Origin of the sequence: Amycolatopsis sp. NBC_00438 (genome assembly GCF_036026695.1) — a bacterium.
In the GTDB taxonomy this organism is placed as follows: Bacteria; Actinomycetota; Actinomycetes; order Mycobacteriales; family Pseudonocardiaceae; genus Amycolatopsis.
The window spans coordinates 8,864,433-8,877,726 of record NZ_CP107923.1 but is presented as its reverse complement, the minus strand read 5'-3'; the positions used below and the strand labels follow the sequence as shown (position 1 = coordinate 8,877,726).

The 13,294-nt window shown below is 71.5% G+C and carries 13 protein-coding genes; 1 reads left to right on the top strand and 12 read right to left on the bottom strand.

All coding sequences use genetic code 11. The features are described 5' to 3' along the window. Nucleotides 1-10: 10 nt before the first annotated feature. The 9 genes from OG494_RS40795 to OG494_RS40755 all read right to left on the bottom strand — a co-directional run bounded on the left by OG494_RS40795 (nucleotide 11) and on the right by OG494_RS40755 (nucleotide 9,143). Nucleotides 11-1,216, bottom strand: a complete 1,206-nt coding sequence (locus tag OG494_RS40795; RefSeq protein ID WP_328447976.1) for a ketosynthase chain-length factor — start codon at nucleotides 1,214-1,216, stop codon at nucleotides 11-13. Nucleotides 1,217-1,409: 193 nt separating this feature from the next. Beyond that, nucleotides 1,410-1,859: a DUF1772 domain-containing protein gene (locus tag OG494_RS40790; protein WP_328447974.1), complete on the bottom strand. Its 450-nt coding sequence runs from the start codon at nucleotides 1,857-1,859 to the stop codon at nucleotides 1,410-1,412. Next, nucleotides 1,856-2,734: an NAD(P)-dependent oxidoreductase gene (locus tag OG494_RS40785; protein WP_328447972.1), complete on the bottom strand. Its 879-nt coding sequence runs from the start codon at nucleotides 2,732-2,734 to the stop codon at nucleotides 1,856-1,858. The genes OG494_RS40790 and OG494_RS40785 overlap by 4 nt, the downstream gene beginning before the upstream one ends. 3 nt (nucleotides 2,735-2,737) lie before the next feature. Further along, nucleotides 2,738-3,118 (bottom strand): SchA/CurD-like domain-containing protein, encoded by a 381-nt coding sequence (locus OG494_RS40780; RefSeq protein ID WP_328447970.1) that lies wholly within the window; start codon nucleotides 3,116-3,118, stop codon nucleotides 2,738-2,740. Further along, nucleotides 3,118-4,629, bottom strand: coding sequence for a peptide MFS transporter (locus OG494_RS40775; RefSeq protein WP_328447968.1), 1,512 nt, complete (start codon nucleotides 4,627-4,629; stop codon nucleotides 3,118-3,120). The genes OG494_RS40780 and OG494_RS40775 overlap by 1 nt, the downstream gene beginning before the upstream one ends. Beyond that, nucleotides 4,626-6,248, bottom strand: coding sequence for an FAD-dependent monooxygenase (locus OG494_RS40770; RefSeq protein WP_328447966.1), 1,623 nt, complete (start codon nucleotides 6,246-6,248; stop codon nucleotides 4,626-4,628). The genes OG494_RS40775 and OG494_RS40770 overlap by 4 nt, the downstream gene beginning before the upstream one ends. 26 nt (nucleotides 6,249-6,274) lie before the next feature. After that, nucleotides 6,275-7,132 carry an LLM class flavin-dependent oxidoreductase gene (locus OG494_RS40765; protein WP_328447964.1) on the bottom strand — a complete coding sequence of 286 codons (858 nt, stop codon included), beginning with the start codon at nucleotides 7,130-7,132 and terminating at the stop codon, nucleotides 6,275-6,277. A 29-nt stretch (nucleotides 7,133-7,161) separates the two neighbouring features. Next, a complete protein-coding gene (locus OG494_RS40760) occupies nucleotides 7,162-8,406 on the bottom strand; it encodes an FAD-dependent oxidoreductase (protein ID WP_328447962.1) in 1,245 nt (414 codons plus the stop codon). After that, nucleotides 8,406-9,143 (bottom strand): SDR family NAD(P)-dependent oxidoreductase, encoded by a 738-nt coding sequence (locus OG494_RS40755; protein ID WP_328447961.1) that lies wholly within the window; start codon nucleotides 9,141-9,143, stop codon nucleotides 8,406-8,408. Before OG494_RS40755 ends, OG494_RS40760 begins: the two co-directional genes overlap by 1 nt. Nucleotides 9,144-9,331: 188 nt before the next feature. Here OG494_RS40755 and OG494_RS40750 point away from each other — a divergent pair, with 188 nt between their 5' ends. Further along, nucleotides 9,332-10,342, top strand: coding sequence for a methyltransferase (locus OG494_RS40750; RefSeq protein WP_328447960.1), 1,011 nt, complete (start codon nucleotides 9,332-9,334; stop codon nucleotides 10,340-10,342). Between the two features lie 294 nt (nucleotides 10,343-10,636). Here the strand turns inward: OG494_RS40750 and OG494_RS40745 are convergent, their stop codons facing one another. The 3 genes from OG494_RS40745 to OG494_RS40735 are packed head-to-tail and all read right to left on the bottom strand — an operon-like array spanning nucleotide 10,637 to nucleotide 13,285. Then, nucleotides 10,637-11,002 (bottom strand): SchA/CurD-like domain-containing protein, encoded by a 366-nt coding sequence (locus tag OG494_RS40745; RefSeq protein ID WP_328447958.1) that lies wholly within the window; start codon nucleotides 11,000-11,002, stop codon nucleotides 10,637-10,639. Continuing rightward, nucleotides 11,002-12,042 carry a methyltransferase gene (locus OG494_RS40740; protein ID WP_328447956.1) on the bottom strand — a complete coding sequence of 347 codons (1,041 nt, stop codon included), beginning with the start codon at nucleotides 12,040-12,042 and terminating at the stop codon, nucleotides 11,002-11,004. Before OG494_RS40740 ends, OG494_RS40745 begins: the two co-directional genes overlap by 1 nt. Before the next feature lie 40 nt (nucleotides 12,043-12,082). Continuing rightward, the gene (locus OG494_RS40735; RefSeq protein ID WP_328447954.1) at nucleotides 12,083-13,285 is read right to left on the bottom strand and encodes a cytochrome P450; all 1,203 of its coding nucleotides are present in this window, start codon (nucleotides 13,283-13,285) and stop codon (nucleotides 12,083-12,085) included. Nucleotides 13,286-13,294 lie beyond the last annotated feature (9 nt).

Genomic DNA, 13,294 nt, shown 5'->3' with positions numbered 1-13,294 from the left:
TTCTTCGGTGCTACGGGCGGCGCAAGACGAGTGCGGCGGTGAAGCCGCCGTGACCGCGGGCCAGGACGAGCGCGGTGCGCAGGTCGGCGTCCCGCGGCCGGGTCACCAGATCGAGGTCGCAGCCCGGGGCGAGCCGCTCCGGGCCGACGGTGTGCGGGACGACCCCCGCCCGCATCGCGAGCAGCGCGGTCGCGACGTCGAGCGCGGCGCCGCCGCCGTAGAGCCGGCCGGTCAGCGTCTTCGGCGCGGTGACCGGTACCGACCCTGGTCCGAACGTCTCGACGAGGGCTCGAGCCTCGATCAGGTCGGCGGCGGGCACGCCGGAGGCATCGGCGAACACGACGTCCACTTCGGACGGTGCGACACCGGCGTCGGCGAGGGCCCGGTCGATGGTGCGCTTGAGCACCGGAGGCCGGTCCGAATCGGGCGGCGGGTCGAACCCGGCCGCGTACCCCGCGATGACGCCGTATGCCTCGACGCCCCGCTCGCGGGCGCTTTCGGCGCTCTCCGCGATCAGGATCGCGCCGCCCTCGCCGGGCAGGTGCCCGGACGCCTCGACGTCGAAGGGGAGGTACGCGCGAGCCGGGTCGTCCACTGTGGACAAGCCACCGGCGGACAGCTGGGCCACGAGGCCGTAGGGGCACAGCGACGCGTCGGTCCCGCCGCTGACGACGACCCGCGAGCCGCCGCGGATCAGGCGTCGCGCCTGGCCGAGGACGTCGAGGCCGCCCGCTTGTTCGCAGGCGAGCACACCGCACGGGCCGCGCATGCCGTGCCGGATCGAGATCTGGCCGGTGGTCGCGGCGTAGAACCAGGCGATGGACTGGTACGCGCCGACCCACGACGGCCCGTTCTGGTACAGCCGCTCCATCTCGTGCTGCCCGAACTCGGTGCCGCCGGACGAGCTCGAGGTGACGACGGCCATCTCGAACTCCGGCACGCCGGCCGGGTCGAGCGCGGCGTCGGCCAGCGCGTCGGCCGCGGCGGCGAGGCCGAGGTGCGTCCAGTGGTCGGTCTGCGGGATCAGCCGGCCGGGGATCCGCTCTCTCGCCGAGAACCCGGGCACCTGGCCGGCGTGCCGGACCGGGTAGCCGGAGGCGTCGAAGCGGTCGATGCGGGCGATGCCCGACTTGCCCGCCAGGACCGCCTCCCAGTGCGCCGTGGCGCCGATCCCGGTCGGCGCGACCACGCCGATCCCGGTGACGACCGTGCTCATCGATGCCCTCCACGCGAAAAGAATCCGAGACGGATAACGGCAAACGGTTTCCTGCTCACGTGATCCAGAATGCGGACCACCCCTACAACCCACCTAGGACGGCACTCGAAGCTCCGCGGCCTGCCGCAGCTTGTCGTGAGTGTTTAGGGCGGTTCTAACCGCCCTAAACACTCACGACAACTTGCACCGAGCGTCAGGCCGGCACCAGCGCGACGGCGTTCACCACGACCGCGACCAGCGCCAGCGCCGTCCGCAGCAGGTGGAAGCGCCGCCAGAGCGGACGCGGGTCGCGCCAATCGGCCGGAATGCTTTCCGGGTCGAGAGATTTCACGACGCGGTTGATCGGCACGTTGCAGAAGTGCGAGACGATCGAAACCGCCAGCAACAGCACCGCGGCCACCGCGAACAACCCGTTCCCGGAATCGGCCGTGAACACCAGCACGACGTCGATCACCGTGGAGGAGAGCACGATGATCGGCATCGTCGGGTCCCACCGCTTGCCGATCAGCTGGTGCGCGTAGACGTACCGGTCGGCCGGCATCGTGATCAGGGCGGGCAGCACGCTCAGCGCCACCGCGAACAGCACCCCGGCCACGACCCCGCTGCCGGCCAGCACCGCGACGGACAGCAGCCACGTGATCATGGCCGGACAGCCGCCCGGGACAGCTCGACGACCGCGGCCGCGTCGTCGTCCCCACGGCCCGCGTCGAGCAGCTCCTCGAACCGCTCGGCCGCGCGGGACGTCAGCGGCAGTGCCGTGCCGTGCCGTTCCGCCTCGGCCGTCGCGAGCCGGAGGTCCTTGTGCATCAACGTCGTCCGGAACGCGGCCGGGTGGTAGGAGCGGCGCCGCATGAAGTCCGCGCGGAACGCCAGCACCGGCGAACGCCAGCCGCTGTTGTCGAACGCGTCCAGCAGCAGGTCGCGTTCCATGCCCATCGACTCGGCGAGCGCGACCGCCTCGGCCAGGCCGGCCGTCTGCACGCCGAGCAGCAGGTTGAACGCCAGCTTCAGCACACCGGCGCTGCCCGGCCCGCCGAGGTAGCGGACGTCCTGGCCGAGCGCGGACAGCACGCCGGACACGTCGTCCGCCCACGCGCGTTCCCCGGCCACGAACACCCGCAGCTCGCCAGTCGCGGCCATCTTCGGGTTCCCGATCACGCACGCCTCGACCCGCCGCACGCCGAGCGCGGCGAGCCGGTCCGTCGTCTCCCGCGCGAAGGCGGGCGAGACGGTCGACGTGTCCACAATGGTCAGTCCGGGCCGCAGCTGTGTTGCGAGGTCGTCGAACACGACCTGCGTGACGGCGGCTTCGTCGGCCAGGCTGAGCAGCACCACGTCCGTGTCCGCCGCGGTCTCCGCCGGGGACGCGGCGATCCGCGCCCCCGCCTCCGCGAGCGGGGCGGCCTTGGCCGCGGTCCGGTTGTAGGCGGTGACCTCGAACCCGGCGGCGAGCAGGGCCCGGGCCATGCCCCCGCCCATCATCCCGAGGCCGATCACGCCGATGCGTGCCAGTGTCATGGCTCAGCTCCCCGCCGGGTGGGTCGCCACGGACAGCTGGGAGACGCAGCGCATGGTGGCGTTCCGGAAGTACTCGGCGAACCCGGCCGCGCTGTCGGTCTCGCGCTGCTCGGCGAGGTACGGCGCGAGCTCGTGCTCGACCGTGTGCACCCCGCTCTGGGCCGCCATGTGCTTGCCGACGGCCGCGAAGTCGCCTTCGAAGTGGATGAACCGCACGACGATGTCGTCCTTGACGAACACGGCCGTGCCGAGCAGCCGGCCGGCCGCGTCGCCGTCGGCACCGCGGAAGTCCGGGGTGTCGACCCGCTTGAACCGCGCGAAGACGTCGGCGATCTCGTCCTCGAAACCGGGCTTGACCCGGTAGGTGATGGCCGCGTAGGGCATTACACGTGTCCTTTCTGGACTCCGGCGACTTCGGCGACTTCGGCGACGTCGCTCGCGAGCGCGTTGCCGAGCGTGCGGCGGGACAGCAGGAAGACGACGCCGATGAGGGCGGCCACCCCGCCGAGGGAGGCGTAGTAGACGGGCTCGCTCATGGCCGTGCTGAGCCGCACCAGCAAACTGCCGAGCCCGCCGCCGAGGGCGGCGAACAGCCACAGCATCCCGATGACACGGCCGATGAACTCCGGCCCGAGCACGTCGGCGGCCGACGAGATCGCGACCGCCGCGATGATCACCTCACCGGCCGCGTGCAGCAGGTAGACCAGCGCGAGCCAGAGCAGTGACACCTGCTGACCGTCTTCGGCGAGCGACGAGCCGACGCACATCACGAGGAACCCGGTGCCCACCATCACCAGGCCGAAGCCGAGCTTGACGCCGACGCCGTCGACCGCGGGCAGCACCTTGGCGACCACCGGGGCGAGCACCAGGATGAACGCCGGCGTCGCCGCCTGCAGCCAGCTGGCCGGGATGCCCAGGCCGAACACCGTCAGGTCGGTGTGGTCCCGCGCGAACAGCGTCAGCAGCGACGCCGAGTGCGCGATGATGATCCAGAACAACGTGGCCCCGAGGCACACCGCGAGGTAACCGCGCAGCCGGCGCCGGCGTCCCGCGGTGAGCGCCGGGTTCCGGTACAGCGTCACGTACCCCACGACCGGGAGCGCGATGCTGAGCACACTCGCGATCATGATCGCCGTGGTCGCGGACAGCCGGCCGGTCACGGCCAGCAGCGCGACGAGCACCACGGCGAGCCCGAGCACCAGGCCCGCCCCGCGCAGGGCCCGGCGCCGCTCGGCCGGTGTGGCCGGCCGGCGCGCGCGCATCCCGGTGCCGCCGAACTGCCCGGCCGAGAAGGCCAGCAGCACCGCCGTCACCAGGACGGCCGCCGAAGCGACCGAGAACCCGAGGTGCCAGCTGATCTTCTCGCCGAGGTAGCCGGTGATCAGCGGCGCGGCGAGCGCCGAGACCTGGACCCCGACGTACATCAGCGAGATGCCGGACTCGCGGCCGCGGCGGCCGTCGAACATCAGGTTGATCAGCGCCTGGTGGTTCGGCTTGAACAGCCCGCCACCCGCGGCGAGCAGGATCAGGCCGGCCGTGGTGGCCCAGCCGGTCGGCGCGGCCAGCGCCAGGTACCCGGCGCCGCTGAGCACGCAGCCGCACAGCAGCCCGCGCCACTGCCCGAGCAGCCGGTCGCCGATCCAGCCGCCGGGCAGCGAAAGCAGGAACATCACGCTGATCCAGGCGCCGAACAACGCCGCCGCGTCGGCCGTGCGCAGGCCGAGGCCGCCCCGCTCCACCGGCGCGGCGGCGTACAGCACGAGGATCGCCTGCATGCCGTAGAACCCGAAGCGCTCCAACGTGTCCGTGACGAACAGCGTGGTGTACCAGCGCGGCATCCGTCTCAACGAGACAGTGCCGTCGAGCGCGACCCGGTCGATCTCCGGCGCGCTCACGCCACGCCCTCGGGCGGCAGGCCGCTGGCGCGGGTGAGCACGTCGGCGAGCACGGTGTCCTGGTCGGCGACCTTGCCGGCCGACCGCCACGCGACGAACGCGTCCGGCCGCACGAGCACCGCGCCGTCCGCCGAGACGCCGTACGCCTTCGCCCAGTCGCGGTCGACGGCGGTGATCTCGCCACCGTCGATCACCTGGACCTCCAGCGGCAGGCCCGTCTGCTTGGCGACCCGCTCGGCGGCCTCGGCCCAGCCGTTGCCGCGGGAGCCGGTGAGCAGCACGAACTTGTCCCAGAACAGGTCTATTGTGGACAGTCGCTGCCCGCCCCGCTCCAGCCAGACGTGCGGGGCCCGCGTGCCGGGCTCGCCGGCCAGCTCCAGGCCCGGGCTGAGCGTCGGCGCGTCCGCCTGACCGCCGGTGATCGCCTCGGAGTGGTAGCGGTACCCGAGGGTGATGATGACGTCGTCCACAAGGGACGCCCGGGTCTCTTCGTCGGCGTAGCCGTGGCGGATCCGGTTGCGCACCATGGCCTGGCGGGCCATCGCGCCGCCGACGCCGCGGCGCTCGGCGTCGTAGCTGTCGAGCAGCGGGTCGCCGGCCGTCCCGGCCAGCACGGCGGCGATCTTCCACGCCAGGTTGTGCGCGTCGTGGATGCCGGTGTTGGCCCCGAACCCGCCGGCCGGCGGGTGCACGTGCGCCGCGTCACCGGCGAGGAAGACGCGGCCGCGGCGGAACGTGTCGGCCACCAGCTGCGCACCCTGCCAGGGCACCTTCGCGACGATCTCGACGTCCATGTCCGGCACGCCGGCGGCCGTGCGCACGATTTCGACGCACCGTTCGTCCGGGTAATCGGCGGGCGTCTCGCCCTTCTCCGGGTAGTAGAGCGGCGCGGCCAGCCACGGGTCGGCGCCGTGCAGCCGCGACAGGCCCATCAGCGTGCCGGGCGCCGCGGTGGCGTAACACAGGATGAACTTGCGGTCCTTGAGCACCGACGTCAGCTGCGGCGCGCGGAAGTACACGCTCAGCGCGTTGAACACGGTCCCGATGCCGCTGCGCTCGACGCCGAGCGCGGCGCGGATCTTGCTGTTCGCGCCGTCCCCGGCGACCAGGTAGTCGGCCCGGACGGTGCTCTCCTCGCCGGTCGCGAGGTCCTTGATGTTCGCGGTGACGCCGTCGTCGTCCTGGGTGAACGACGTCAGCCGCGTGCCGAACCGGATGTCCGCACCCGCGCCGCGGGCCAGGTCGGCCAGCACCCGCTCGTAGCGGTCCTGGCCGCAGCCCATCACGCGCTCCGGGCTGACGGTCGGGCCGTCCAGCGACGGCGACTCCAGCACCTCGGCGTCGTCGATCTCGGCGAACGTGCGGACCTGGATGATGCCGCCCTCGAAGTACGGGTGGGAGTCGCCGACCTCGAGGGCCCGGATCTCCTGGTTCACCCCGGCGGCGCGGAAGAGTTCCATGGTCCGGGCCTGCAGCCCGGGCGCCCGCGGCAGCGTGGACGTGCCGTCCCGCTGCTCCACCAGCAGCGGCGCGACCCCGTGGCGGGCCAGGAACAGCGCGGTCGAGATGCCGACCGGGCCGGCGCCCACGACGAGCACCGGCACTCGGATGTCAGTCATGCGTTTTCCTTTGCTCGCGGCCGGGGTTACAGGCAGACCTTGGCCAGCTCGTCGAGCTGGTCGACGTCGGCCGTGCAGGGGAAGAGCAGGAGTTCGTCGCACCCGGCGGCGGCGTAGGCGTCGATCGTCTCGCGCAGCCGGGTCTCGTCGGAGATGACGCCGTTCGCCAGGAACTGCGCCTTCTCGCCCATGTAGGAGTAGTAGTCGAGCAGGTAGCGGCCGCCGGCCGCCTTGCGCTCCTCGCCGAGGGCGACGTAGGTCAGCGCGCCCATCTTCGGCGTGTCGGCGCGACCCGCCGCGACGAACGCGGTGCGGACCTGGTCGGCCTGCTGCGGGTAGCGCGAAACCGGGCCACCGCCGGACACCCAGCCGATGCCGTGCTCGGCGGCGCGGCGCACGAACGCGGGCCCGTTGCCGCCGGCCCAGATCGGGACGGCCGCGCCGTTCGACGGCTTGGGGCCGATGCCGGGCACCGGCCCGCGGCCTGCCCAGACCTCCTTCAGCTCGTCGAGCAGCTGGTCCAGCCACTTGCCGCGGGTGTGGAAGTCGACGCCGGTGGCGAGGAAGTCGTCCTCGCGCCCGCCGGCGGCGACACCGACCACCAGCCGCCCGCCGGAGAGCCGGTCGATGCTCGCCAGCTGCTTGGCCAGCAGCGCCGCGCTCGGCCAGTAACCGGCCAGCAGGATGGTCGGGGCCAGGGTGATCCGGCTGGTGGCGGCGGCCGCCGCGGCCAGCGCCACCGTGGCGTCGTAGCTGTCGTACACCAGCCGGTCGAGCACGGCCAGCGTGCTGAACCCGAGCTCGTCCGCGCGAGCGGCGAACTCGATCAGCTGCCGGCCGTCCGTACCGGGGACGGTGTTGGGCAGGCCCACTCCGATGTCCATAACTCCTCCTGTCTTTTCGGCCGGCCGAGTCAGCCGGCCACGCGCGCCGGGAGCACCGACTCGTCGAAGTCGATCCGCTTGAGCGACCACTTCGCGACCTGCAGCGACATCGCGACGGCGTCCGTGGCGTAGCCGAGCATTTCCGTCTGGTACCGCTCGGAAGCCAGCGCCACCGGCTGCTCGCCGCGGTCGGCGGCGAGCAGTTCGCGGGTGAGCGTCGCGGCGTCGCGCAGCGCCGTGTTCGCGCCGACACCACCGGACGGCGGCATCGCGTGGACCGCGTCGCCGAGCGGGATGAGCGGGCCGGGTTCCCACAGCTCGATCGGCGCGGTCGCGCGGACGGCCACCGGGAACGTCTCCTCGACGTCGGCGAACTCCATGATCGCCCGCAGGTGCGGGTGCCAGCCGGTGGTGCGGGCCTTCGCGAACTCCCACAGCTGCGCGCCGCTCATCGCGAGGAACTGCTCGTCCGGCATCCCGGTCGCGGTGCGGTGCATGGAGAACACCGACATGAAGTAGTCGTCGCACGGTTCGAAGGCGAGCTCCGGCCACAGCCGCGCGGACGCCGTCGCCGGCTCGGTCCGGAAGACCATCGGCATCAGGCCGAGCTTGTGCTCGTCCGAGCCGATCACCCAGGTGAACCGGTCCTGCAGGATCTCCGGCAGCTCCGCGCGCAGCCGTGCGGTCATCGGGATCCGGCCGAAGATCGTCCGGACGCCGAGGTCGCGCGGCTCGGGAAAGCCCTGTGCTCGCCGGATCACCGAGTTCGCGCCGTCCGCGGCGACGAGCACGTCCCCGGTGTCGACGCTGCCGTCCGCGAACTGCACGGCGACCGTGCCGTCGGGCTGGACCTCGTGGTGGGTGTAGCGCTTTCCGAAGTGGACGGCGCCGGTGAGCCCGGCCAGCAGCACCTTCCGCAGCGTCACGCGGTCGACGGCGTCGACCTTGTCCACCTGATCGGCGCGCGGGTCGCTCATCTCGGGAGTCCACTGTGGAACGAGGTGCTCGTCGTAGTTCGCCATGCCGAAGCCGTAGCGGCTGTTCGCGGTCGCGGTCAGCAGCGCCTGGACGCGCTCGGGCAGGCACTCCCGCAGTGCGCGTTCGCCGTCCGGGCTGATGTGCAGCCGGTAGCCCTGGTTGCGGCCGCGGATCGAGTCATCGCGTTCGTGCACGGAGACGTCGATGCCGGCCTTGCGCAGGCCCTGGGCCAGGCACAGCCCGCCGACCCCGCCGCCGACGACGACCACCCGCAGCCCACGGCGCGCGGTCGCCATCAGACCCCGCCGTCGACGTTGAGGGTGACGCCGCTGATGTAGCTCGCCGTGTCCCCGGCGAGGAACAGCACGGCGCCGGCGACGTCCTCGGGCTGGCAGATCCGGCCCAGCGCCGTCATCCCGACGATCCGTTCGACAGCGTGCGGCGGCAGGCCCGCGCCCGGCTCGGTCTCGGTGAGACCGGGGGCGACGGTGTTGACGCGGATGCCGCGCGGGCCGAGCTCCTTGCACAGACCGCGGGTGAAACCGATCAGGGCCGCCTTCGACGCCGTGTAGTGCACGCCGTTGACCCGGCCGCGCAGCGCCACCGACGACCCGACGTTGATCACCGAAGCGCCGTCGGTCAGCAGGTCCAGCACGGCCTGCGTGACCAGGTAGGCCGACGTCACGTTGTGGTCGATGAGCCGGTCCCACTCGGCGTCGTCGATCTCCCCGAAGGGGACGCCGCCGTCGACACCGACGTTGTTGACGACGACGTCGAGCCCGCCCCAGTCGGCGCGCACGGACTCCGCCAGCGCCGCGACGTCCGCGCGGCTCGTCACGTCCGCCTGCACCAGGCGGTGGTGCTCGCCGAGCGCCTTCAGCTCCCGCGCCAGGCTTTCCGCCGCCTCGTCACCGGTCCGGTGGCCGGCGACCACCCAGGCCCCGGCCCGGGCGAAGGCGAGCGCCGTAGCCCGTCCGATCCCCTTGGTGCCACCGGTCACCAGTACCCGTTTGCCACGCAGTCCTTGCTCCACCGGACGCCACCCTTTCCGTGTTGACTTGGCGGTGAGCCTGGCAAGGGGCGCTGAACCGGAACTCGAACCCGGGTGGAGCCCGCCGCTTCCAAGCCGGTTCGAGTTGCGCTCCACCCGCCGGTGGAACGGTGACGACAGATCCGGCCCGGTCAGTGGCCGTGCGAACTGTCGAGAAGGGAAGTCGGCACATGACGAGTACCGCACCGGATGTCAGCACCCCGGCGGGAATCATCAGGCTCTGCAACGCTTTCTGTGACGCGAAGGCGTTGCTCACCGCGGTGGAACTCGACCTGTTCACCAAGCTGCACTCGGGTTCGGCGACCGAAGAGCAGCTCCGGAAGAGCCTGGCGCTGCACGGCCGCGGCCTCGGCGACTTCCTGAACCTGCTGGTGGCCCTGGGCCTGCTGGAGAAGGACGGCGACCGGTACCGCAACGCCGCCGGCGCCGACCGCTACCTGGTGACGCACCTCCCGACGTACGTCGGCGGTTTCATGCACCGCGCCAACAACAACCTGTACCCGGCGTGGGGCCTGCTCACCGAGGCGCTCAAGACCGGGAAGCCGCAGGCCGAGGGCGACTTCGAGCAGGTCATCGCGAACCCGAAGGTGCTGGGCCAGTTCATCCGCATGATGGACGCGCTCACGCAGGTGCTCGGCCCGCAGCTGGTCGAGGCGTTCGAGTGGTCGGAGTTCAAGACCATGCTCGACATCGGCGGCTGCCGCGGCAACATGGCGAGCCAGATCGTCAAGGCGAACCCGGACCTCTACGGGCACGTCTTCGACCTGCCCCCGATGAAGCCGTTCTTCACCGAGCACATGGCGACCCTCGGCCTGACCGACCGGCTGGAGTTCCACGGCGGCAACGTCTTCCACGACGACCTGCCGTCGGCCGACCTGGTGGTGCTGGGCCACATCCTGCACGACTTCGACCGCGACCACCGCAAGCGCATCCTGCAGAAGGCCGCCGCGTCGGTCAACCCCGGCGGCACGCTGCTGGTGTACGACCGCATGCTGGACGAGGACCCGCGGCACGTCGAGAACCTGGTGATCAGCATCGACATGCTCCTGGTCAGCGACGGCGGCTCGGAGTACCCGGCGTCGGAGATCCGCGAGCACGCGGCGGAGGTCGGCTTCACGGACTTCTCGGCGAAGCCCCTGGGCGACTACGACACCCTGGTCGTCCTCCGCCGCCCCGCCTGACCCACCCCCAAGGTCCGTGAAGGCCTCCTTACCGGCCATAAGAGCCGGTAAGGAGGCCTTCACGGCTTTTCGCTACCCCCGGAGGAGGCCGGCCGCGGGGTGAGCCGACCCTCCAGGTACGCGAGCCGACTCCCCAGGTACGCGAGCCGACCCTCCAAGCGCGCGAGCCGACCCTCCGGGGCCGGGCAGGGTCCGTGATCGAAGGGGTCGACTCGCGTGATCAGAGGGTCGACACGGAGAACGGGCCGGGATCCGAAGATCCCGGCCCGTTCTCGTGTCGGCTGGTGCGGCAGGTCAGGCGGGTACCGGGCTCCGGGGTACCGCGAACTGCGTGACGCACCGCAGCATGCTGCTCCGGAACGTCCGGACGAACCCTTCCACCGTGCCGGTGTCGCGCGGGTTGTTCAGGTACGGCGCCAGCTTGCGCTCCACCTCCCGCACCCCTGGCTGGTTCGCCATGAAGCGGGCCACGGCGTCCAGGTCGCCTTCGTACTCGATGAACCGCACCAAGGTCGCGTCGCGGATGAAGACCGCCGTCGCCAGGATCCGGGCACCGTCCGGCAGGACGCTCGACCTCGGGCGCTGGAAGTCCGCGAACACCGACGCGACGTCGTCCTCGCAGCCGCTCTTGATGTCGTAGGTGATCGCCACGTACGGCATCAGCGGGCCTTCCGGCAGACGACGGCCGTCTCGAGGCCGTCGAACAGCGGGACCGTCGTCGTCGACTCGAAACCGGCGTCCGAGGCGTACTTGCGGCAGTCCGCGATCGTGTACTCCGAGCCGCCCGGGGTGACGACCAGCAGGTTCAGGCAGCCCAGCAGGCCGGTCTTGTTGACGCGGCGGTCGTCGTCGATCATCCGGTCGTAGATCACCACGATGCCGCCGGGGTTGACGGCCTCGTACGCCTTGCGCACCAGCGTCGCGCGCTCTTCGTCGTTCCAGTCGTGCAGGATGTGCCCGAAGATCAGCACGTCCGCCGGCGCGATCGGCTCGGTGAAGAAGTCGCCGACGACGAACCCGACGCGGCCCGTGGTGCCCTTGGCCGCCATGTGCTCGTGGAACAGCTCGGCGATCTCCGGCCGGTCGAACACGACGCCGTCGAGGTGCGGCTGGGCCTTCACCAGCGACGCGGACAGGTTGCCACGCGCGCCGCCGACGTCGACGAACGTCTTGTGCTCGGCCCAGTTGATGCCGTCGGCCAGCTCGGTCGCGATGTGCGTGGTCCACGCGTCCATCGCGGCGATGAACGAGCGCCGCTCTTCCATGTCTTCGTACAGCCGCTCGAAGTAGTCCGCGGTGTCCCAGCCGATGAACGGCTTGCCCGAACGGAGACTCTCGGTCAGTCCGCCCCAGGCGCGGAACAGGTGCTTGCTGGCCTGCCGCATCCAGCCACCGAGGAAGGTTTCCTTGTGCTCGTCGAGGAAATACCCGGTCGTGGCGGTGTTGCGGTAGAGCCCGTCCTCGCGCTCCAGCAGGTCGAGCGAGACGAGCGCGTCGAGGAAGTCCCGCGACGAGCGCGGGTGCAGGTCCAGCTTCCCCCGCAGCTGCTCCTCGGTCGCCGACCCGGCGCCCAGTTCGGTGAACAGCCCGATCTCGACGGCGGTCAGCAGCGTCTTGGCGGCCCAGAACGACGTCCCGAGCTCGATCAGCGGCCGGGCGTTGATCGCGGAGACCGTGCCCTGGTCAGCGGTCGTGGTCATGAATGGTGGTCCTTCCCTTGCGTGGTGTGCTCAACGGGGGTCACCACTGCAGCGGCAGGGTGTCCGGTCGGGTGAACGCGCGGTTCGCGCTCCACTCGAGTTCGGCTGGGGGGACGGCGATGCGGAACTCGCCGAAGTGCTCGAGCAGCCGGTCCAACGCGACCGTCAGCTCGACCCGGCCCAGGTGGGCGCCGAGGCAGTGGTGGATGCCGTGGCCGAAGGCGAGGTGCGGGTTGTGCGTGCGGGTGAGGTCGACCTCTTCGGCACCGGGGAAAACGCTTTCGTCGCGGTTCGCGGAGTTGATGCACGGCAGCACCGCGTCGCCCGCCTTGACCGTGACGCCGCCGATCTCCATGTCCTCCAAGGCGATCCGGATCGGCCCGACGCCACCGCCGGCCTGCGAGTACCGCAGGAGTTCGTCGACGGCGGCGGGCAGCTCGTCGCGGTGCTCGACGAGCCGCCGCACCGCGCCCGGCTGCTCGGTCAGCGTGAGCACGCCGTGCGCGATCTCGGACGTCGTCGCGTGGTAGCCGGCCATCAGCATCGTCTCGGCGAACGCGAGCAGCTCCTCGGTGCTGAGCGAGTCGTCCTCGTCGCGTGCGGTGATCAACACGGCGAGCAGGTCGTCGGCCGGGTTCTTCTGCTTGGCCTCGATGAGGTCGTTGAGGTACTGCCGCAGCTTCCCGGCGGCCTCGCCGACCTGCCCGGACGACCGGTGCCCGACGCTCAGCATCACGTCGGTCCAGCCGCGGAACAGGTCGTGGTCGTCCTGCGGGACGCCGAGCATCTCGCAGATGACGGTGATCGGCAGCGGCTGCGCGAGGTGCTCGATGAGGTCGGCACCGGGGCCGGCCTCGACCATCCCGGCCACCATCTCCTCGGCCAGCTCCTCGACGCGCGGGCGCAGGTTCTCGACCTGCCGCGTGGTGAAGACGCGGCCGACGAGCTTGCGCAGCCGGGTGTGCTCGGGCGGGTCCATCACGAAGATCGACTTGGACCCGGCCGCGACCGGCAGCAGCCGGGGCGCGTCCGGGCGTGTGATCGCCTCGCGGCTGAACCGCGCGTCGGCCAGCACCTTGCGGACGTCCGCGTGCTTGGTGACGAGCCAGACGGCGTGGCCGTTGGGCAGCGTCGCCTTCGCGACCGGCTCCTCGGCACGCAATCGCGCGTACTCCTCGGGCGGCAGCAGCGGGTGCCTGCTGGTGAAGGGAAACCGCAGTGTGTCGACGGCTTCTTGGGTCATCGGCGTCTC

Excerpts from the sequence above, each read along its gene's own strand:
- OG494_RS40795 (WP_328447976.1), bottom strand. The coding sequence starts at position 1,216 with ATGAGCACGGTCGTCACCGGGATCGGCGTGGTCGCGCCGACCGGGATC.
- OG494_RS40790 (WP_328447974.1), bottom strand. The coding sequence starts at position 1,859 with ATGATCACGTGGCTGCTGTCCGTCGCGGTGCTGGCCGGCAGCGGGGTC.
- OG494_RS40785 (WP_328447972.1), bottom strand. The coding sequence starts at position 2,734 with ATGACACTGGCACGCATCGGCGTGATCGGCCTCGGGATGATGGGCGGG.
- OG494_RS40780 (WP_328447970.1), bottom strand. The coding sequence starts at position 3,118 with ATGCCCTACGCGGCCATCACCTACCGGGTCAAGCCCGGTTTCGAGGAC.
- OG494_RS40770 (WP_328447966.1), bottom strand. The coding sequence starts at position 6,248 with ATGACTGACATCCGAGTGCCGGTGCTCGTCGTGGGCGCCGGCCCGGTC.
- OG494_RS40765 (WP_328447964.1), bottom strand. The coding sequence starts at position 7,132 with ATGGACATCGGAGTGGGCCTGCCCAACACCGTCCCCGGTACGGACGGC.
- OG494_RS40760 (WP_328447962.1), bottom strand. The coding sequence starts at position 8,406 with ATGGCGACCGCGCGCCGTGGGCTGCGGGTGGTCGTCGTCGGCGGCGGG.
- OG494_RS40750 (WP_328447960.1), top strand. The coding sequence starts at position 9,332 with ATGACGAGTACCGCACCGGATGTCAGCACCCCGGCGGGAATCATCAGG.
- OG494_RS40745 (WP_328447958.1), bottom strand. The coding sequence starts at position 11,002 with ATGCCGTACGTGGCGATCACCTACGACATCAAGAGCGGCTGCGAGGAC.
- OG494_RS40740 (WP_328447956.1), bottom strand. The coding sequence starts at position 12,042 with ATGACCACGACCGCTGACCAGGGCACGGTCTCCGCGATCAACGCCCGG.
- OG494_RS40735 (WP_328447954.1), bottom strand. The coding sequence starts at position 13,285 with ATGACCCAAGAAGCCGTCGACACACTGCGGTTTCCCTTCACCAGCAGG.